A 21,640-nucleotide genomic window follows, 5' to 3' on the forward strand; every position below is an offset into this window, starting at 1 on the left:
TGCTTCATCAGCAGCATCTTCAGCTAGCGCTTCAAGTGCTAACTCATCAGCTGCTTCATCAGCATCAGCTTCTGCTGCTGCTCAATCAGCTGCTGCTCAATTGAACGGTAAGTGGGTTAAGGCTTCGGCTTTGCAAGCTACTTCTGCTTCAAGCTCAGCTACTCCAAATCCAGCTCCAGCATTAAATGCTGATCAAGTTGGTGTAAAGGTAACTGATACAACTGGTAAAGTTCTTGGATACGCAGTCGCAACTAAGAACGGTTCAGATACAACAGCCGCACAAACACTTGGTAATCATTATGGTGCAGCTTTACTAACACCTTCTGATCTACAAAATGACACGGTAAATCAGGCATATGCTAGATTATTAGCAGATGCTAAGGTTACTGGCTACGGTTCATCATCATTAACATTGTCACAACTACAAGCTAACCAATCAGCCCTTAATGGTTCTTCATATGGTAAGTTTGCGACTATCGTGGTAGCTCCTGTTGCATCTACATCATTGTTGGATTCAGCAACATTCAATCTTGATAACTTTGGTTCGGCTGGCAATGCTGCCGCTAAGGATACTTCTGCATTACCATCTAATGCAGTTGTTCAATTGAGCAATGGTACTTACACTACTGCCGGTTCATTAAGCGCATTGGCCGTTAATGCTTTGAAAGGTGCTCGTGGGACAAGTGCTACAAATGCACAAATTCAGACTGCAGTGAAAGCTGCTGGTCTTGACACTATCACCTTTGTTTATGCAAATAATGTCCAAGACGCTTCAGCTCAAAAGAGTTTAACTAACCCTTCAACTGCACAAAACGTTCCTGCTGGAAACGGATATTTGACATTTGACTCACTTAATGGAAACGGAAATAACGCAACTATTAAGAACAATGTTTATGGTGGTGTTGGTAGTGTAACTCCTACTTTCCAAGCTATCCAAGCAACTATCACTGTATCAAATGACACCGCAACCTTCACTTCAACAAATACCACTAATGCTGCTGCTTTGAACACAGCAACATTTGGAAACGACAACAAAGCAACGTTTAAGTATGATAATACCAAGACTCAATACGCTAACTTTGCTCAAACTGCTGCTGGTTCAAACTTCAATACCTTCTATTCATTAGGCATCAAGAACTCAAAGTAATTTTTAGTTGAAATTACTAAGTAACTTGATTCATTCTGAAATAAATTAAAGAGTCCTAAGATATTTAATGAGCAAGTCTCAGCAAGTATCTTGGGCTCTTTTGTCGTTAATAGTGTTTTGAAATTTGATTTTAAAAAATGAGTTGATATTTCCAAAGATTGCGGAAATATCAACTCATTTTTAGCTATCAGTATTTATTGCTAATATTCAATAAAATCATTAAACAGAACTTGAAATCGTTATTTCACACCAACAGCGCTTCGCCATTTCTTCCAAACTTTCGGATAGCTATAATTCTTGGCAGATTCATAAGCATTTTCGCTCATTCTTTGAAGCATAGCGTCATTAGTTAACAATGTAATAATATGTTGCGCAAAGCCATACAGATCTCCCGGTTGAACCAAGAAACCATTAACTTTATCATCAATAATTTCAGCTGGACCAAAGTTGGTATCAAATGCAACCAATGGTAATCCATGGCCTAACGCTTCAACCATTGCTAGTGGGAAAGCATCTTGGTGAGCTGCACCCGCAAAGATCTTAGATTGATCATAAAGTGGATCAATTGGATTGGAATAACCAGAAATGTGAATGTTATTCTGCATACCTAACTGATTAATTAAGTCTTTAAGTGAGTTAACAAAGTCACCATCACCGAAGCCACGAATATCAAGCACCGCATCGGGAACTTGTGGGACAACTAACGCAAATGCCCGGATCAGATTATCCACGCCCTTATCGACACCTAACCGACCAGCATAGATAACTTGGTTACCCTGCTTATTTAATGGTGATAAATGTTCAGCTTTCAATTCTTTATTATCAATGGCGGCACCAGGAATCACACTGATTGGAATATTTCGGCCCTTACCCTTTAACCGCTTCAAACGAATTCGTAACTGACGGGCTTGATTATCCGTCATGACAATTAAACCATCTAATTTATCCAAGTGATTAAACACTTCTTGATAGCTAGGTTCGAGTTCAGAATGAATCAGATCATCTGGATTAGCTGCGTGAAGAATCGGGAAGAAGACGTATTTCTTTGCCTTGCTCTTCATGCGAATCAATGGAATATCCGCAACACCTGGTCGATCAGCAATAAAGGTATTTTCTTCATGATTTTGTTCGTTAATTTCATCTAAGAAGAACGTAAACAGATCTTCTTCTGTATTGAAGTAATAATCTGAACCTTTGTAGTTGATCAAGTGAATATTGAAGATTACTTTACCCTTACCATCTTCAGTAATTTCCCAATATCGCTCCAAGGCACGGGTACCGTCTAAATGATAAAAGATTTCTGCCAATGGATCGCCATCGAAGTCTAAAAATTGGGTACATGATTTGAATCCCCGTGAATCCCAAATAACGCGATTAGCAATATTACTAAAGGCATCATAATGTTCAACGGAAGCAATTTCACCTACTCGAGTTGGTGTATGATGAATTGTTTCGGCCAATCGGCCACCTTGAAGGGCTTCGGAAACATTGCTGTTATAGTGCATTTGATAACTGATCGGAATGTTTAAGTCTGAAACACTGGATGATTTTTCCTTAACATCTGTGGTTCCTTGGAAATAATCATACATATTAAGAACATCATTTTGGTTTAAACCAAAGTTGGCTGCATTTAGATGAAGCATACTGTCGTAATCACGAGTCACGATCTTTGAATGAACTCGCTCGTGTTTAAACAACGCTTGGCGTTTAAATTCAATATGTTCAACACTGGAATTTAATGCTTTAATATACTGATTTAAAAAGTAATACATGGTTACACCTCGAGACTTTCTGGAATTTTGGCATTCTTCTTAGCATCTTTGATCAGTGGTTGCCATTTTTGCCAAATTGCATCGGATGAATAATTCCAACTATCTTTATAGGCATTTTCACTAAAGGTTTCCAATTTCTTCGGATCAGAAAGTAGCTCAATAATCCGATCAGCTAATTGATCAACATTGCGGTTTTCAACTAAGTAGCCGTCTTTGCCATCATTGACAACATCACGAGGACCATACTTGATATCAGTTGCGACAATCGGCAAGCCATGAGCTTGGGCTTCAACTAATGTCAGTGGCAGTCCTTCCGCTCGGCTTGGCAAGATGAGTAATTGGGCTGAATCATAAACAGCTCCAATATCTTTTGTGTAGTCATGGAAAGTAATATCATTATTCAAGCCCAACTGGTTAACTAAATTAGCCAGTGTTTTATCGTAATCACCATTACTGTAGCCCCAGAAATCAAGGGTTGCATCCGGAACTGCTTTGATCACTTTAGGCCATGCTTGAATTAAAATATCCTGTTGCTTTTCGTCAGATAGCCGAGCAACCATAATAACTGATTTCGACTTTCGAGTCGTCCATTTAACGTGTGGCTTATCTAGAAGTTTCTGGTCGGTAACGGCACCAGGGATCATATAAACGTTAGGCTTCTCTTTGCCAAAGCGCTCAGTAAAGTCATCGTATTGCCATGGCGTAAGGGTTGCAATGCCATTCCAACGTTTCCGGTTTTCCAACATGTACTCATAATTATAGTTAAATGATGAATGCATGTGGTCAGTCCCAGAGTTAACGTGATTATTATGTAGGTACATAACAGAATAAATTGGTGTTTCCATTTTTTGAACAGAGTAAGCCAATTCATAAGCTCGATCACAAATAATGGTATTGGCTTCGCCCGTTGAAAGATTTAGTTGGTCTAACCAGAAGGTTGTTAAGTCCTCAAATGTCGCAAAGTCATAGTCATGACCCTTATAGTTAATTAACTGATGAAGGGAAGTTTCTGTTTCACCGTCACCACGTGGATGCGTGAACCTTTGAATAACGGGTTGGCCATCAGGATTAAGGATCTGCTCGGAAACCAACTTGGTTCCATATGAATAAAATTGTTCCAAAGCAGCGAAACCACGGGTGTCATAGCGAACCATGCGAACAGGTCGGCCGTTAAATCCAGAGTATTGAACCCAGTCGAGACGTTTGTCTTTCTCGGAACGAGTCCCAACGATCATAACCAGTTGGTCGCCTTGATAGACATCGGTCTTGGTTTTATCTTTTTCTGGTTTTAACGTATAGCCCTTAGGCATTGGTAAATCTTCAATGGTTAACTTACGTGGCTTAAAGCTCATCGTTCCTTGGAAAAAATCAAACAGATTTACAAATTGATCTTCAGAAATTCCCGCATCGGCAATGACATCATGAATGTTCATTGAGAATATCCGGGTAATAATCTTGGCAGGAACATGTTTTTCATTAAACAATCTTAGTCGTTTAATTTCAGCATGTTCAATACCAGACTTTTTGAAACTGATATTGTCATCGTAGAAAAAATACATTTATAACTCTCCTTATCATAACTACAGAGTATATTCAGGTATAAAAGTGACTGAAATAATATTATAAGTGTATCATATTGAAGACGCTTGTAGGCCTTGGTGGGGGGTGATACGGAAAGATTTAAAGTAAAAGTAATATACGGTATTTAGAGAAGGCAACAATGATGAGGTAGGTCAATGTTTTTTGAGATTAAAATGGGTGACTTGCACGATTCTACGTTATATATTATTGTATTGTTGACCAATGACGCCATGCTTCAGAGAATGAGCGAAAATGTTTATGAATCTGCTAAAGATTATGGTTATCCGAAAGTTTGGAAGAAGTGGCGCAACGCGATTGGTGTGAAATAGAATTACTATTTCATATTCATAATAAAAAAACTTCCCTCAACAAATGAGCGGAAGTTTTTTGAAAATTTATGAAAATAAAACGGTGCCCCCTCTGTTCAAGAGAAGCACCATTTTATTTAATATTAAATACTAATATTTACTTCTTGCTTAATCAACTTTATTACTTAATGTTTGCTGCATAAAGTTGTGCAAAGTTCATGCTTGATGCACTACCATTTTGAGTTATCTGGAATGAGTTAGACTTAGCAACATTATAGTTAAGTTGCAATGTTTGGTTAGTAACACCAAACTTGCTTCCTGCAGCTGGTCCAAATTCATTAGTGACGTTTCCGTTCTTATCAAGAGTCAATGCGTAGGCACTAACTTTAGTTGCAGAATTACTTGAAGCACTTGAAAGTGCATCGTCACGGCTCAGTGTTGACTTAACAACGAAGAATTGCTTACCATAAAGATCACTCTTAACAGTACCATTGCTATTAAGATCAGCACTTGTCAAAAATGCACCATCAGTGTTGTTCCAAACTAGGTAAACCGTGTCTGCATTGACAGACTTCAGATCGGATGCTAATGAATCAGCGGTCAAAGTGGTATCAACTGTTCCCTTTACTGCGCCTAATACAGAGTTCTTTAGACTTCCAAAGGTTGTGTTAGCTGTGCCAGCATAAATAGCGGCATTGTTACCTGGTTGTTGAGTTCCTGTATTGCTAGTTGTTCCAGCGGCACCAGGTGCGTCAACGTTAAGAGTCAATGAAGTTGCGAAAGCAGCTTGGTTAGCTGGTGCAACAGTGATTGTGGTATATTTACCATAAGTAGCACCTTGAACAGCAGAAGCATTAGCAGCTAATTGACTGTTAGTCAAAGCAGCTGAACCATACCCAGTTACTGAAGCACGAGTTAATAATGATTGATAGTCATTAGCAGTAGCTGGTGTGTTAGTTAAGCTAACAAGTCCAGGATAAGCAGCTGTAATAGTTTGAGTACCGGATGTTTCATTGGAATTCTTGGTTAAGACAACATATTTATCAACTTTGTTATCAGTACTTACAATATGAACACCAACTTGATCAGCATTTAATGCTGGAGCTGGATTTGGAGTAGCTGAGCTTGAAGCAGAAGTAGCTTGCAAAGCCGAAGCCTTAACCCACTTACCGTTCAATTGAGCAGCAGCTGATTGAGCAGCAGCAGAAGCTGATGCTGATGAAGCAGCTGATGAGTTAGCACTTGAAGCGCTAGCTGAAGATGCTGCTGATGAGTTAGCACTTGAAGCACTAGCAGATGAAGCAGGAGTAGCTGAAAGTTGATACCAAGTGTCGCCTTCACGAGTAGTGGTCTTAGCGGCCGTTACAGTGAATGTGGCGCCAGAGAATGGTGTCGTAGTCGTGATAACCTTCTTGTCAGAAGTAGTAGCACGGCCAACCTTGTATTGTGACCAAGCAGGTTCGTTGTATGCCAAGTTGTCAGCATCTGAGCCTGGAGTCTTCAAAGTAAAGGTTGCTGATGAAGCAGGACTTCCAACAGTTGGATACTTTTTTTGAGGCAATTATCAAGATTAAAATGTTGGATAAGATAACGGCTTCCCTTTTTCGCCAAATTCTTACCAAGCTTGGTTCACGAATACTTCCGATTGTGTCGACACTAGATCCAATAAAAAGTTTATATAAAAAACAGATTGCCAATGAATTTCTGAGGGATCCTATGAATGTTGAAATTATATTGAATTCAATAATTGATTCCAACAAGAAAGAGCAACGAATAAATATTAATAATTTTCTGGACAAAGATCAGCGCGATGAATTATTTCAACAATATATTGATTCTCCAAAAGCAAAACAGAGTTATATCCATCTCATTGCTATCGAACGATTTAAACCAGATGTTGATATATCTACAAAATATAATGCAAGTAAACGGGAAGCACAGATTATTACAAGGAGTATAAAGAATGATCCATTTACATTTACGACGACTGTCGAATCTAGTATAGTTTCGATGGATCGTATTGTAGAAGAAAATATATCTAATGATAACAAGGATAGTAGACTATTATTGCAATTTAACGAAAAGTGGCTTAATAAATTTGTGGACTATTCAACAATTTTACAAAATCTTATTTATGTATTCGGTATCGTAGATAATAATTTAAAATTTACAGGTATTTCTAAAAATGAATCAGGAGGTTTTTTTGAGCGCTTTCTTACTTTATGGGGAAAAAATGAGTATCATAATGGTGAGGCTTTTAAGAACAGTGAAATGGTTCTGACATCAAAAATGCAACTATATATCAAATTTTTAAGACAACGAGGAATAAAGTTTGAAAGTGTAATTAAATGGTATTTTGATACGTATTTACCTAAATATCTTGGAATAAAAGGGTTTTACTTCGGGAGATTTAATTTTGAAGATTCGTTACGTAGCAGGATAATGATGCTTTGTGTCAACTTTCAAAGAATTTTGAAGGAATATCAACTTTATTCAGAAAGTGGTGAGATTAATTCTGAAATTGTTGATCAAATGAAAGTTCCTCATCTCAATGAGCTAAAAAGTCTTTGTGATAAGAAGTATGTAATTTCTGGAGAAAAGATGCAATCGGCTATGCAACAAATATTTTCAGATCAATCTTCTTTTGGTCACATTAGTAATGGCTTATCATTCCAAAATGAATTATTAAAAGGAGTTCCAGTTTCGTGTTTCAAAAATTTTAACGTTAAGGAGTTGAATTGGTTAACACGGAATGGCTTTTTGACAATTTTGAAAGGTAAAGTTTACATCTTTTCAGAGGACTATTTAGTAATGAGAGATTTATTTTACAATGATGAAATAAACTATTTTTGGAAGGATTCAGATACTAGAGAATGCATTGATTCTAAGGTTAAGTTAGGACAATTGTCTTTTAGAAACAACTTATTCACAAGAAAGGAGTCTGATTACATTGATTATTACTATGGCAGTCGCTTTTCCAATGGATTGGGGATTAGGAATAAATATTTACATGGATCGGCTGAAAACATTTCAAAGTCTCAAGACGAGCAAAACTATTGCGTGTTAATTTATTTATTCTGTTTGTTAATTATAAAAATTAATGAGGAATTCGATCATTCTCAGACTTTAAATGAAAATTCGTTGATTATTATTTAAACGTTGTTGCCAGTATTCATTCAAGGTGATAGGGAATTTTGAATTGTAGTAAGGTGCCTTTCTAACTGTACTGATTTGCAATGTTTCGTTCTGGTGATTATTGTCGACGCGTCTTATTTATCGTAGATGATGGTCAGAACCATATGCCCAAACCACTGCCTAGGGCTAATAAAAAAATTTTTTGATCACCCAGGTCATGACGGCAATAATGACGCACACTATTATCATTGTACTAAGATCATAGCCACTTAAAGGATTATTACCTATGAGCCAATCAAATATTTTTCTCTTATTTGGATTCTTCTTAAAATAATCCTCTAAATTTTCGGCCCATTGTTTATACTTATCGAATATAAAATACGAAAAACGACGAAACATAATTATTTAGACTCCAATTCTATTCGGTGAATCGATTATCATTGTCTAGCTTAAATGCTGGCGAAGAAGGTAGGACTTTAAACCTTGCTCGATTGATAATCCAGTTACTATCGTATTTACGATAATGTCGAGAAATCCTTATTTTTAATAAGGGATGTATTCATCTTTCCTTATCAAGTTTAACTCCAAGATTATGTTCTGCACAATGTTGTTACATCTTTGTTTCGAGCGTGTATTTAGTGATCTGGGTTATTTATCGATTAATGAGGATTGTCCTTCCTTCTTGATTTCTCGTGAACTGATTATTAAATGGAAAAAATAAAAAATATATCGAATAGAAGATTTCATTAAACCGCTTTCGTAAATCCCAGCGAAATCGCTTATACTAGAAACATAAAAGCGATTTCGAAAGGAACAAGCTATGGAAGACGAATACATCTCAATTTCCTGCATCCCGCTACCAACGTTTATCCAAGGCGGCTATGCGATTTTTGATCCCGGTGAAATGCATCCCAACCGGAATGATTTACAATACTTTGTCTTGATGTTCATTGTTAAAGGGACTTTGTTTATTGCGGAGGACGGTCAGAACTATACCCTTAAACCAGGGGATAATTTTATTCTATTACCGCAACATCACCACTATGCTTGGAGGCCGGTTGAAGCTCGAACCGAATATTACTGGGTCCATTTTTCAGTCAGCGGCCGGTGGGTTCAAGAACCCGAGCCAGTCGATGTTAGTTCAAAGATCAACATTCCCACATTGCACTATTTCACGCCGTCGGTCACTTTGTGCTTAAAAAAGCTGCAGCGAATTCCAGATTCAGAAGTGACTTTTAAGCTGATTAACCGGATTTTTAAAAATAGCGCGTTGCAGAACAACGTCGGCTTTTGGCAGGCACAACAACAGTTCATTGACTTGCTGCAAATTATTCAGGTCAAGGTAAAGGGCGAGTCATCGTATGCGCAATTAGCGGAAAATATCGAACGTTATTTGCGTGACCACTTTGATGAGCGAATTACGAACGCCTCGTTGGGCAAACAATTCCATGTTCATCCTAATTCAATTGCGCTAAGTATGAAGAAGACATTCGGAATGACCCCTAATGCTTTTTTAACCAAGTACCGGCTTGAGGAAGCGGCCAAGCGCTTGTTAATGACCACCGAATCAGTCAGCCAGATTGCCCTTGATGTTGGGTACAACAATATTTATTATTTTTCAACCGTCTTTAAGCGGTACTATGGCGCTTCGCCGATTGCGTATCGGGAGAAGTTCAAAAAACAGAGTGTGCCGCCAAGCGATTAGATTCCAGAATATAAGCCCCCTAACGTGATATTCCTGAATTTGGAATATCACGTTAGGGGGCTTATATGGCCGGGATCTGCTTGGTTGCACACGTTTTAGCTAGGTAGCAATAACCACAAGGCCGGGATCTGCTTGGCTGCACACGTTTCAGCAAAGTAACAATAACCACAAGGCCAGTGATTGGCTTGATTTTAACTAAAACAAGTTGGCATTTAACCGATTATTTAACCCGAACCCGGATCATATTCCAAGAAAGCGGCTGTAACTGCGCCTTAACTTCATGATCGTCAATCGTGGCGTTTAGTGGTTGAAGTTTCATCTTCCCATCCCGGTTGTCAGCTTTGACATCGTAACCATAGAATTGGGTTGCTTCAATCACTTGTTCAACGTCTAAGTCTCTGAAGAGGGTTTTAAAGTCGATCTTCTCAGATTGATTCTTGTTCTCCGCAAAGATGGTGATTGTTTTCTGTGATTTGTCATAAGTGGCAATGCTGTCAAGATACGGCACGGCATCGAACTCACGTGACTTGTAAGTTGGCACGTCAACTTTGGGGGTTAAAGCGATCCCCTTGCCATAATTTGAAACCTGCATGTAAGGATAGAAGATTGACTGGAACCAAACCTTCTGATCGTTAGTCATAATCGGGGCAATCACGTTAACCAGTTGCGCAAGACAGGCAATTTTGACCCGGTCACTGTTTTTCAGCAAGGTGATTAATAAACTGCCGACTAATAACGCATCTTCAAAATTATAAACGTCCTCCAAAAGGTGGGGCGCTTTTTGCCATGGGGCTGTCTTGGCATCTTGATCGTTGGAATGATACCAAACATTCCATTCATCCAGCGAAAGGTTGATGGTTTTCTTCGTTCGTTTGCGAGCCTTTACCGCGTCACAAATTGCGACAACGCCCTTGATAAAGTCATCCAAATCGATATTTTTACCCAAGTAATTATCGAGTTCGTTGGGGTCGTCATCACCATAGAAGCCATAATAACGGTGAAGGGACAGGTAATCCACATTATCGTAACATTGATCCAAGACGGTCTTTTCCCAATCACCAAATGTGGGATTGTCCATTGAAGAACTGCCACAGGCAACCAGCTCGATGGAATCGTCAACCGCCCGCATGGCTTTGGCAGCTTCATTGGCTAAGTGGCCATATTCATAAGCGGTTTTTTGACCAATTTCCCAAGGACCGTCCATCTCGTTACCCAGACACCAAGTCTTGATATTGTACGGTTTTTCCTGACCGTTTTGGCGCCGCAAGTCACTCCAATAGGATCCCTTTGGAAAGTTACAGTATTCCACTAGGTTAGCGGCGGCCATGATCCCTCGGGTACCTAAGTTAACCGCCATGTTGGCTTTTGTGCCGACTTTATCTGCCCAATTCATGAATTCATGTAGGCCAAATTGATTGGTTTCAATTGACCGCCAAGCCAGATCTAAGCGAGTTGGCCGGTCTTCCTTGGGGCCAATGCCATCTTCCCACTTATACTGGGAGACAAAATTACCACCGGGATAACGGACAATCGGGACATTTAACTTTTTCACCGCGTCGATGACATCCTGACGCAGACCGTCCTTATCGGCAGTTGCCTGACCAGGCTGGTAAATACCGTCGTAAACGGCCCGGCCTAATTGTTCGATGAATGAGCCGTAAATGCGCTCATCAATGGTTGAAATTTGATTTGCCGGATCAACTTTTAAAAGAGCTTTCATTTAATTTCCTCCTGATAGAGTTACTGATAACGGCTAATTGGTCGTTTAGTGACGACCTTAAACGTTAGCAGTAGTCATTTTCGATTTTATTAGTCTTCGTTTAAGCTACCACGGCGTTCCAACAAGGTTGTTCGAATGCCGGTTTCCTGCTTTTCAAACTTGATGTAGAGCAGAATCAGCAGGCCACCGATGATAAAGAAGATTGCGGGTAAATAAGAAATACTGAATTTAATGGCTGACAGAACCTGGCTGTTTTGAACGGCGCCGGCTTTATAACCAGCGTGTGCCAAAACAACGGATGGGGCATAGCCACCAAGGCCGGATCCCATTTTAATGGCGAAGGAACTTCCAATGGCGGTTAAGAAACCACTGGCTCGGATGCCGTTTTTCCATTCGCCGTAGTCAACGGTGTCGGCTAACATTGCGAATGGTAGGGTAACGGAAATCCCAGTTCCGATTGAAGCAATTGACCAGGCAACTGACAGGGCGATCAATGACTGACCGGTGAACGCAATTAGGATTTGACCGAAAGCAGCTAAGAACATGCCGGCCATTAACACATAGGTTTTTCTGAATTTCTTAACTAAGAATGGAATCGCAATCATTCCGACTAATTGGACCATTACCAACGCGTTTAGGATTGAGGCAAAGCCCTTTTGGCCTAAATTATATTGGGTATAGTAAACAACAACTGATGTTCGTGATGCGTTTCCCAACCAGTAGAAGATAAAGACAATCACTAAAATGAACCAAGGCCAGTTTGATTTAGCTGCTTTAATTGAACTAAGAATTGAAACGGCCTTTTTCGGTTTATTAATTTCACGGGTGTCTGCGAAGGCAAACATTAATAGCGCAAATCCAATAATGCCAAGCACAATCGCGGTATTTCGCCAGCCGGATTGTGGGGTACTGCCAAAGAACGACACGAAGCTTAAGGTGAAGGTTGCCGTGATGAAGTAGCCGATCATGCCACCAATACTTCGGGTACTGTTCAATTTGATTCGTTGATCGGAATCGTTACTTAAGTTCGGCAAAATTGACGTAATCGGTGTTCCAATTCCAGTGTATGAGATCCCGAACAGCAGGTAGGTAATTAAGGCCCACCAGAACTTACCGGTCGTACTCAAATCCGGTGACCAGAACATTAAAACAAAGAAGATTGCGAATGGAAAGGCCATCCAAAGCCAATACGGTCGGCTTTGCCCCCATTTGGTATGGGTATGGTCAATAATGAATCCCCAAATTGGCGCATCAAACGCATCTAAAATTCGGGCTGCCAGCAGGATGGTTCCGGCTGCGGCGATGGATAGGCCAAAAACATCGGTAAAGTAATACAAAATAAAAGTCGTAACCGTTGTGTAAAGTAAGTTACCGGCTGCATCGGTACTTGCGTAGGCCAGCATTCTATGAAATGGAATTTTAACTTTGCTATTGATTGCGTTTCCAACAGAACTTTTCATGTTAATCCCTCCAAATTACAATTGACTAAATAATTGCTTGTTAGTATCGAAGTTAACAGTGAGACTCGTTGAATTAAATTGCTTACCGGTATCTAAATCGATATAGCGATGAATATAAGGGGCAAAGCTGGTCACTTCATAATGGTTATCGGCATGCTTTTTAACAGCTCCGTTAATCGCTTGGTAGTTGCCGTTAACATCCGCGTATAGATAGGTCGTTTGACCAAAGCCGTTTAAGTAGGCCACGAGTTCTTCGCCCATGTCCCAATCATCTTCGCCGGTGTAGCCGTCCGGAAATAGTCGGGCAAAGATACCGCCATCCGAAGCAAAGATGGATTGGCCAAACCGATTGCGGGATAAATCCGGGCGGTTCAGATTAGGGCCGGCAATGCTGTAAGTGGAAGCCGCCTCGCCGGGTTGAAGTTTCCGGTCGGTCGCGGTTGCATTGGCATCATACATATAAAGCACCGCGTTGGTTGCCCGGTAGGCGGCTTGAACCAAAGCCACATCGCCTAACTGTTCGCCGGTGATCTGAGCTGCCGCGGCAGTGACACCACCCCATAGTGAGTGAATCATATAGGAGAGGGCTTCCCACCAGCGATCCGGGCTCTGAGATCTGAAATCATTGCTAAAGCCGATGTTGGCTTTCAATAATTCACCATAGATCTTGGCCCCGGATTGGTGATGGGTTAATGCCAATGCCGCCGCGGCGGGGCCAAAGCCGGCATTGTCAAAGAAGTGTTCGGTCATAGCAGCCAGCAGTTGGGGGCTGTTTTTTTCAACTCGTTCGGTAGCGGTTTGCCAAGCCTGGGAGATTTCAGAATATTCTTTGTCCAGACCGGCCATTTTAACGTCCTTCAAGAGGTCTTCAATGTACATGAAGTAAACGCCCAACATTTGAGCCTCTTCTTTACCCCGTTGGTTATCATGCAAATCGGGGTTGACCCGAACATCGAAGACTTCAGCCGCCCACGCGAGGTATTCTTTGGGGGTGTGAAGCTTTAGGGCATCTGCCGGACATTTAGATAATAGATAGAATAAATGGGCAATGTATTCCAGGTCCATGACGCGGTAAAAGTCACCATATAATTTGCGGGGATGTTTGAAGTCGCCATCGACGAACCATTTTGGCCGGACATAGTTAACCGCACTGGTTTCGACTTCTTGGATTTTTTGGGCTGAGTCTGAAATGCTGGCATCGAGTAGGCATTCCTGAAGAATGAACGTCATCTTGCCAATTGACTCACCTTGATTGGAAACGGGGCTAAAACTATATGGGATTTTGCCAGATTTTCCAGTATAGGAATGATCACACAAGTAGTCAGCGCGGTCGCAAAGTAATTTTGAAATTGATGCCATGACGTTGAAGACGCCGATGTCGGTGGTGCCGTCAGTAAAGGTCACGATCAATTCATGTTCGCCGAGTCCTTTGGGTTGGTAGTTCAAACTGCCATTGGTGAAATCGGCTGTTAAGTCTTCTTCAAGCGTCTGTTGCGACCGAACTTTGATGGTGGCGACTTGCTGATTGGCGGCTGGTGAGATTCGAATGGTTTGTTTTTGATCGGCTTGGACGAGTGGTTCAAATTGAATGTAGGGATGACCAAGCTGTTGGGCAACGTGATAGAAGTCTGCTTGATCTGTATATGATTGGAGCACGAAGTCCCATGAACGGGCTTGGTTAGCGGACAGGTTGATCGCGGTTTGGGGATAAATCCAATCGTGATGGGGGCGCTGATCATCTGAATAGCCGCCAGCCAGAACAAATTCATGAAAAAGCATGCCGTCTAATGAAGGGGAAACATTTTCAAAAAAGCGGTTCGTGTATTCGTTGTAGGTGCCGACAGAAAGGACTTCGCCGCCAATTTGATAAACTCCCAGGTTGGGCGCGGTATTATCTCGTCTTACTGCGGCCAGCTTAGTATAGTTGGGCGAGATGCTTGGAAAGACGGCGGCTGATTGATTCGCGTTTCGATACACATCTTTGTCCCGGAACATCACGTAGGCCAGGCTGATCCAAATGCCAAAGTCGTTGATCGTTATCGGATTTGAGCCGGTATTTTCAAGCTGAATCTGCCATTTTAGACGATCATTGACGAGTTCGAATGTTTCGGAAACTTTAACGTTATCAAAGGCAAAGGTGAGCTGACTTTGGTCGTTGGTTTTGTGAATGATCGGTGTTTGGTCAATGCTTCGATAGGGATGGCCATTGACGGTGATGTGAAATTCACCAAATAGTTTGTCTTCATCCTGATAATTAAGTGACTTGAGATAGTTGGGATCAATGACCCAATTCATGTTGGTGGAGTCATCATTGAGCCTTAACCCGGTTATTGCACCCCGGCTATTTTGCTGGATAGTGAAATAATTGGATTTCATTAGTGTGAACCTCCTCATTGATAATCGACGTTTTGATATTCTGTAATCGCTTACGTATACAGAATACCGGGCTTTAGGCGATTATGAAATGGGTTAAACACTAAAGCGTTTACAAAAAATCAACCAGAGTTTGTTTAAAAAAACACATTTGGTTTGTGTTATTTAACAAATTTGGGTGTGGGTATTTGGTCTGGCTTTGTGAAGGATGGGTGGTGCTTAGGTGTTATCGAGGTAATATTGGTTTTTGAAAGTTAACAAGACGTTTGTACTATTTCACAGAATTTGGGTGTTGAATTTTTTGAAATTAGGCGTTTTAAGTAACTTCTAAACGAAATTTTGTGTTGGAATGTTATTCAGGTTACTGCTAATCCGGAACAATTTGTATTGGTTGTCATCGGCGGGTGAAGTTAATTAAGGCTAACTGTACGATTTGATTATTACGTGGCGAAGTAATTCTCATGAAGTGTTAGGATTAATAATGGTTAATAATTAACGGAGGTATATAAATTGAAAAAAATTTTATTGAGTATCACAATAGTAATTTGCTTTTCATTGATTCCGTTTTTTAGTACTTATCAGAAAAGCGGCAGTTTGTTTATTCAAAGCGTATATGCTGATAGTAATGAGCAAGATGAAACACAGGATTCTCACAGCAATAACAGTGTTACCAATCCTGTTAATTGGAATAATTGGCAAAAAAATCCATTGCTTAATTTTAATTTTGACGACGACTTAAATATGGTAGAGGGAAACGAGAATATACAAGATATACTTTCGATAGATGCAGCGTGGGCTTCCACAGGTGACACTGAGGCAGAGGCGTCAATTAGTGATGATGTTACCTTCTATCATTACCTGGTTCTTGCATCAACAAAAGATATCGCTAGTCTGCCTGCCACTTTAGGCAATATTGCGATTGACGGCACACTTATTCCAAATAGTGACATTAAGTTAAATCAATTTTCAGCCGGAAAATCTTTGGGAACTTCGTTTTCTTTCCCTCTAAAAAAGTATATGGTTAATCCAGTGTCTATTAGCACAAAATCGGAAAATAAAGATAATCATATACAATCAACTATTCGAATTAGATATATAGATCCGAATCATTTGAAGGCGTCATCTGGCACGCTAAACGAGAATTATTTAAATAATGACTATCTAAGTGTAACTGATCCACAAATAGTTCGAATTTTCTACAAGGATTCGAAAACTGGTGATGACATAGCTAAACCGACTGTTTTGGGAGAAAACAAGTCATATCAATATGAGTTAGGGGATATTAAGGCCCCAGAAATTAAAGGGTACACTTTAAAAACAGCTAATAGTATTGAATACCAAACGGCAACAGTATCAAAAGAAAAAATTATTGATGCATTAAATTCAGCTATTAAGAACATTCCCGGGGTAAATATTAATGACTCTGAAATTAAAACGATGAGTGAGGAATATGATCAACTGTTTGGAAAAATTCCAACAAGATCCCTATTAAATTATATTGACCTTTCAAAGGCTTTTTCACTTGGAATTGGCACCAAAGATCCTAATGCTGGTCTGAATTTTTCTCTTGCTTTGTATGAACTTATTCAGTCTTCTGACAAGCCGTTTAGCGTTTATAACTATCTGCAAAATGGTACTACAAAATATAGAAATGGAAATGTAATTAGAGATATCAAACTCGACACGATACCACAAGCGATTACTTTTTGGTATAACAAGGATTCACCAACATCAACTACACCAGCAACTCCATCGACAACAAATACGTCAGCAGTGCCGAACGATTCAACCTCTAGTACTACTTCAAATTCATCATCATCTTCAACTTCCAGTACTAGTCCAAGTACGCCAACTCCATCTTCATCGTCCAGTTCTTCAAACAATACCAGCTTGCCAAGTTATGCAGCTGCAAAGGGAACGGTAGTTTACCCCATCAACAAGATTGGCCTGTACAAGTCAACCAAGTTCTCAGCTACTAAGCGAAGTGCCTGGTATACGAAGAAGCCAAGAGTTTATCGGCCAATGTTTGTTGTTACCGGCTATAAGCGATCTGACAATGGGGCTTTGAAATACCGAGTTCAAGACGTTAATCACACTTCTAAGACGAATGGTAAGACGGGATACATTACCGCCAGTCAGAAGTATGTGTGTCCAGTTTATTATGCTGCCAAGCATTCAACCGTTACCGTGATTAATCCACGGGGCGTGAACGCTTATCGTAAAGCTAACTTGACCAAGAAAGCTAGAAATTATCGACAGGGGACGGTCTTACATGTTAAACGAATTGTGTCGCATAATCTCACCACTCGATACGTTTTAACCAATGGCGACTATATTACCGCTAACCGGAAATTGGTTAATATGGGGCGTCACCAACAAGTGAAATCAGTTAAAACTAAACGAACAGTTAATCGGTACAGCAATGCTAACTTCACCAAAAAGAATCATGCGATTGCAAAGAATCGGGCATTAAAAGTTTACGGATATGATTATTCTCAAAGTAATAATGTTACGAAGCACGGTGTTTTACGTTATCGAGTAGCTGGTGGGTATATTACTGCCAATACAAAATATGTTCGTGCTTATAAATAGGAGCTAAAAATGATCTCATCAACTTAATGGTTGGTGGGATCGTTTGTTTTAGAAATGGATAAAATCAAACCTTCATTTTATGAACACAACACTATGTTATCTAATTGCAAATTAAAGTGATACTATTAGTGCGATAGATTGTGAGACCTATTTATTGATAATCGGATTTCAGGGGGGAGAACTATATCGATGAGAAACAATGTGAGAAAATTAAATTTAATAAAATCAGCTATGCTAGTTGGACTTGCCAGTGGTTTAATGCTTGGTGGAATGTATCTGGAAATTGGAGTTCCTATGCTTGATCAGTCTGTTACTGCTAAAGCGGCAACAACGTTTAATCTTAAAGATATTGATTGGATGTCAAGCTGGACGGCAGATGTGAATGGGATGCCAACGACAGCATCTTATGGGCTTAATAATCCAACCTTGCCTTCTGGTTTGACACCATATGACAGTATCCTCTTGCCACAATCAAATTACGATAATAACAGTATAAAAAGTCCAATTAAAATACCACTGGGAACTCAGATGAATTTTTACGGGCAGATTGGTTCAGAATATGGGTTTATGCAAAAGTATGCAACAGGTATCCAAATGGGAATTGGTTCTAAAACAATAAATGCTCTTGAGGCCATTAAAGAAGGATTGGGTGTGGCTACTGATGCTGATCTCGGGAAATTATTTACCGTTAACGTATCAGAGATAACACCGACTGGAGTCACAGTTGCTAATGATAAATTACAAGACACCAAAAACCCCGTGGGGACGATTGTTGGGTTAGACCAATTGAAAGATCCAAACGATTTAGTAAAGGTAACAATTTCTCCAAAAGATACTACTTATTTAACAGGAGATCCTTTAACCTATTACTTTGGCGCTCCAGTAAATTATAGTTATAAATTTGACAATGGAACCGAGCAAATTGTATCGGCTGATAATTCCGCTGCAATTACCGTTCCTAAAGGTACCAAGGTAGCCGTATTAAAAGCAGATGGCTATCAAACTTCTCAGTGGAGTTCAAGTGATTCATCTGTCAAAGTGGATAAAGACGGTAATGTAACTGGATTGGATAATCCATCTCTAAATGGTAAGACCGTTAAGGTTACGGTTAGTGATGCTGATAATCCAACGGGACGCACTTACACGTTTAACTTGGCAATTGGTACGCCAGCAGTTACACCAGGTGGTGGTTCAGGTAGTGGAACGGCTGTAACACCGGGAACAGATTCGTCGTCAACAAATATTTCTACAACAACGGGTTCCTCATCGGCTACCTTGCCAACAACTACAACCTCACAAAAGCAGGGCGCAACAACCTCTACTGATACTGTGCCAATGAATAATTCAGCAAACGTTCCATCAAATACTGCCGTTAAAGGTGAAGTGGTTTATTCTACTAAGAACATTGGATTATATAAGAGTACTGACTTCAAAAAATCTCAGCGACTTGCCTGGTATCCAAAGCAAATGCGAGCTAACCGGCCGATGTTTAGGGTAACGGGATATAAACGAGCGGCTAATGGGGTCTTGAGATATAAGGTCCGCGACGTTAACCATGGTCGCAAGACGGCGGGCAGGACTGGCTATATTACTGCTAGTCCCAAGTACGTTGTATCCGTTTATTACGCAAGTGTTCCGAAGTCCAAAAAAGTGACAGTCATCTCGCCCAACGGTGTGACTGCTTATAAGACGGCTGGTTTGACTGGTAAGGTTAAGCATTACAAGAAGGGTGTTCGTTTAACCGTCAAAAAGTTGGTTAAACACAATTTGACCACTCGCTATCAGTTAAGCAATGGCCACTTTGTTACCGCCAATAAGAAATTGGTTATTGCGGGTAATCATTAGATTGAACAAGACATCTTTATAAATCAAATCAAAGAGGATTCTGACAAATATTGCCGGAATCCTCTTTGGTTTGATTTATTTATGAAGTTGTTCTTTGGACTTGTTAAAAATGGTATCAGATTAATTACTTTTTAACTGGTTTTTTAATAAATGCAAAAATGACTAATGAAATAATGACCATAATCAGAAGTACCCAGTAAGTTAAATTAAAGTTTTGCGTTAAGACTGCGCCGTTAGAAAGAACGACCCTTTGAGGATTTAGAGGGTTACCGGAAGCCATCAAGAAGCCAACGATAATTGCGCCAATTCCAAATCCTTGATAGATCATAGAATAATTTCGTGACGTATTTTTTAGTCCAAAATAATCGGAAACAAAAGTTGGGAATACCGTAATATTACCACCAAAACAAAAGGCCATTGCGATAACAACAACATACATCATTGCCATACTCATAGCGCCCGGTTTTGTCAGCAATAGTGCGATTAACGCGAGGAGTTGGATGGTGAAAGTGATGAGAAATACCGTCTTTCGACCTGTGATATCGGATAACCAACCCATGATAAATCGGCCAATCGTATTAGCCAAGGCAACGATTGCCACAAAAGTTGCGGCAGCACTTGTACCACCCCAAACCGAGACTTCACTTGGAGCTTGAGTTCCGGCAGCGGCCATGTTAGTTACCGCGGCACCCAAGAGTCCCATAAACATAACAGCGGTTGTCAGGCAGAAAAACATCAGATAGGCTTGGGATGTGTGGAGCATTTCAGAAGTTTTAAAGTTGGTTTTATCGACCTCGTTAGCGTTATCTGAACTTGATGGAACCGCCATATTATCCGGTGCATCCTTTAAGAAGAATGACCCGATGCCGGCCAGGATTAATGCCAGGATTCCCCACCAAAGCAAGACCCGATCAATGTTTTCGGCTGTAATGGCACCATTACCACCGGCAATTGCCATATCAATATATTTAAAAATAAATGAACCAAGACCATAACTGGCAACACTAATCCCTGAAATTAACCCTTTTTTCTCTGGAAACCATTTAATCGCGTTCGTAAGCGTTGTTAAATAAAGCACACCGTTCATTGCGCCAAGTAAAACACCGCCAAATAACCACAGCATCCAAATTGATGACCCTTTACCAATCATCATTAAACCTAAGATAGCAAGACCATAAATAACAGAAGCACAAAGCGCAATAATTTTGATACCATACTTTTTAGCCAGTGGAATCCCGGCTAACGTTGCCAATGACAAACAAAGCATTCCTAAAGTAAATGTAAAACTGACTGATCCTGCCGGAAGCCCCCCGACAATCTTTTTAACCCCACCGACCGTTTGAACAACACCACCGGATTTTAACATAAATCCATTGTTAAAGATTGACCAAGCATAGAATGAACCAGCGGACACTTGAATGAGAATTGTGCCGAAAATGATTAGCCAACGGTTGGTTGTTCTTTTAGAACTATTTTCCATAATTTTTCCCTTCTTTCGAGTTGAAAGCAGCGATAACAAGCAGTAGACTAGAAGCGGCACTTCAATGAATCCGTTTTCATCTGTATTTTAACATCTTGCAAAAGAAGCAGGGCGTTTTTGGACTCCGATTATTAAGATAATCACAAATAATTGTGTTACGACAAAAACGTTGATTATAAAGACGAAAATGGCGGAGTTGAATGTATTTCTAACTGATTGATTTTGATATTTAGTATAAGTCACTACCGGTGACAACGGGATATAAGTGTGTCGCAAATGGTGCTTTGAGATATAGAGTTCATGATATGAGCTATGGTTGAAGGATGCTGAGCAGGACTGAAAAAAATTATTGCTGGATCAGAGTATACTATGTCTGCTAATTATGGTTAATCTAAAATATATTCGCTTTCAGTAATGGATGTCAAAAAGCGTTTGGTGCAATTTCCTTTTTTCCAAAGAAAAAGGCTACCTCCAATTAGAAGTAGTCTTTACAAGCATGTAACTCCAATCTTGTAGCGGCAA

Annotated in this window: 12 protein-coding genes and 1 pseudogene; 6 read left to right on the forward strand and 7 right to left on the reverse strand. The window is 40.1% G+C overall.

Annotated features, from left to right (window positions below; translation table 11 throughout):
• A pseudogene (locus FC85_RS15810) lies at positions 1-1,147 on the forward strand (hypothetical protein); the annotation flags it as partial.
• A gap of 239 nt (positions 1,148-1,386) precedes the next feature.
• Here the strand turns inward: FC85_RS15810 and FC85_RS02665 are convergent.
• Both FC85_RS02665 and FC85_RS02670 read right to left on the reverse strand, forming a co-directional pair.
• A complete protein-coding gene (locus FC85_RS02665; RefSeq protein ID WP_057864021.1) occupies positions 1,387-2,919 on the reverse strand; it encodes a glycosyltransferase in 1,533 nt (510 codons plus the stop codon).
• Between the two features lie 2 nt (positions 2,920-2,921).
• Positions 2,922-4,478, reverse strand: a complete 1,557-nt coding sequence (locus FC85_RS02670) for a glycosyltransferase (RefSeq protein WP_057864022.1) — start codon at positions 4,476-4,478, stop codon at positions 2,922-2,924.
• Between the two features lie 177 nt (positions 4,479-4,655).
• Between FC85_RS02670 and FC85_RS15635 the strand changes: the two genes are divergently transcribed.
• A complete protein-coding gene (locus tag FC85_RS15635; protein ID WP_157051257.1) occupies positions 4,656-4,829 on the forward strand; it encodes a hypothetical protein in 174 nt (57 codons plus the stop codon).
• Between the two features lie 160 nt (positions 4,830-4,989).
• Here the strand turns inward: FC85_RS15635 and FC85_RS02675 are convergent, their stop codons facing one another.
• On the reverse strand, positions 4,990-6,369 hold the full coding sequence (locus FC85_RS02675) for a hypothetical protein (protein ID WP_157051260.1): 1,380 nt from the start codon (positions 6,367-6,369) through the stop codon (positions 4,990-4,992).
• On the opposite strand from FC85_RS02675, the gene FC85_RS02680 reads away from it, so the two are divergent.
• Both FC85_RS02680 and FC85_RS02690 read left to right on the forward strand, forming a co-directional pair.
• Positions 6,348-7,964, forward strand: coding sequence for a hypothetical protein (locus tag FC85_RS02680; protein WP_157051261.1), 1,617 nt, complete (start codon positions 6,348-6,350; stop codon positions 7,962-7,964). The two genes, FC85_RS02675 and FC85_RS02680, sit on opposite strands and share 22 nt — an antisense overlap.
• A gap of 799 nt (positions 7,965-8,763) precedes the next feature.
• Positions 8,764-9,648: an AraC family transcriptional regulator gene (locus FC85_RS02690; RefSeq protein ID WP_057864026.1), complete on the forward strand. Its 885-nt coding sequence runs from the start codon at positions 8,764-8,766 to the stop codon at positions 9,646-9,648.
• A gap of 220 nt (positions 9,649-9,868) precedes the next feature.
• Here the strand turns inward: FC85_RS02690 and arfA are convergent, their stop codons facing one another.
• The 3 genes from arfA to FC85_RS02705 all read right to left on the reverse strand — a co-directional run bounded on the left by arfA (position 9,869) and on the right by FC85_RS02705 (position 15,204).
• Positions 9,869-11,368, reverse strand: coding sequence for an arabinosylfuranosidase ArfA (arfA, locus tag FC85_RS02695; RefSeq protein ID WP_057864027.1), 1,500 nt, complete (start codon positions 11,366-11,368; stop codon positions 9,869-9,871).
• Between the two features lie 89 nt (positions 11,369-11,457).
• Positions 11,458-12,828: an MFS transporter gene (locus FC85_RS02700; RefSeq protein ID WP_057864028.1), complete on the reverse strand. Its 1,371-nt coding sequence runs from the start codon at positions 12,826-12,828 to the stop codon at positions 11,458-11,460.
• Positions 12,829-12,843: 15 nt separating this feature from the next.
• The gene (locus FC85_RS02705; protein WP_057864029.1) at positions 12,844-15,204 is read right to left on the reverse strand and encodes a DUF5695 domain-containing protein; all 2,361 of its coding nucleotides are present in this window, start codon (positions 15,202-15,204) and stop codon (positions 12,844-12,846) included.
• A gap of 507 nt (positions 15,205-15,711) precedes the next feature.
• On the opposite strand from FC85_RS02705, the gene FC85_RS16050 reads away from it, so the two are divergent.
• Both FC85_RS16050 and FC85_RS15945 read left to right on the forward strand, forming a co-directional pair.
• Positions 15,712-17,793: a DUF5776 domain-containing protein gene (locus FC85_RS16050; protein WP_225427577.1), complete on the forward strand. Its 2,082-nt coding sequence runs from the start codon at positions 15,712-15,714 to the stop codon at positions 17,791-17,793.
• Positions 17,794-17,982: 189 nt separating this feature from the next.
• A complete protein-coding gene (locus FC85_RS15945) occupies positions 17,983-19,638 on the forward strand; it encodes a DUF5776 domain-containing protein (protein WP_057864030.1) in 1,656 nt (551 codons plus the stop codon).
• A 124-nt stretch (positions 19,639-19,762) separates the two neighbouring features.
• On the opposite strand, the gene FC85_RS02720 is transcribed toward FC85_RS15945, so the two are convergent.
• Positions 19,763-21,118 (reverse strand): MFS transporter, encoded by a 1,356-nt coding sequence (locus FC85_RS02720; RefSeq protein ID WP_057864031.1) that lies wholly within the window; start codon positions 21,116-21,118, stop codon positions 19,763-19,765.
• Between the last annotated feature and the right edge of the window lie 522 nt (positions 21,119-21,640).

The organism is Lentilactobacillus diolivorans DSM 14421 (assembly GCF_001434255.1).
Taxonomy (GTDB): Bacteria; Bacillota; Bacilli; order Lactobacillales; family Lactobacillaceae; genus Lentilactobacillus; species Lentilactobacillus diolivorans.

Bases quoted from the DNA above. Each gene is read 5' to 3' on its own strand.
- FC85_RS15945 (WP_057864030.1), top strand. From the start codon at position 17,983: ATGAGAAACAATGTGAGAAAATTAAATTTAATAAAATCAGCTATGCTA.
- FC85_RS02700 (WP_057864028.1), bottom strand. From the start codon at position 12,828: ATGAAAAGTTCTGTTGGAAACGCAATCAATAGCAAAGTTAAAATTCCA.
- FC85_RS02720 (WP_057864031.1), bottom strand. From the start codon at position 21,118: ATGGAAAATAGTTCTAAAAGAACAACCAACCGTTGGCTAATCATTTTC.
- FC85_RS02705 (WP_057864029.1), bottom strand. From the start codon at position 15,204: ATGAAATCCAATTATTTCACTATCCAGCAAAATAGCCGGGGTGCAATA.
- FC85_RS02690 (WP_057864026.1), top strand. From the start codon at position 8,764: ATGGAAGACGAATACATCTCAATTTCCTGCATCCCGCTACCAACGTTT.
- FC85_RS15635 (WP_157051257.1), top strand. From the start codon at position 4,656: ATGTTTTTTGAGATTAAAATGGGTGACTTGCACGATTCTACGTTATAT.
- arfA (WP_057864027.1), bottom strand. From the start codon at position 11,368: ATGAAAGCTCTTTTAAAAGTTGATCCGGCAAATCAAATTTCAACCATT.
- FC85_RS02670 (WP_057864022.1), bottom strand. From the start codon at position 4,478: ATGTATTTTTTCTACGATGACAATATCAGTTTCAAAAAGTCTGGTATT.
- FC85_RS02665 (WP_057864021.1), bottom strand. From the start codon at position 2,919: ATGTATTACTTTTTAAATCAGTATATTAAAGCATTAAATTCCAGTGTT.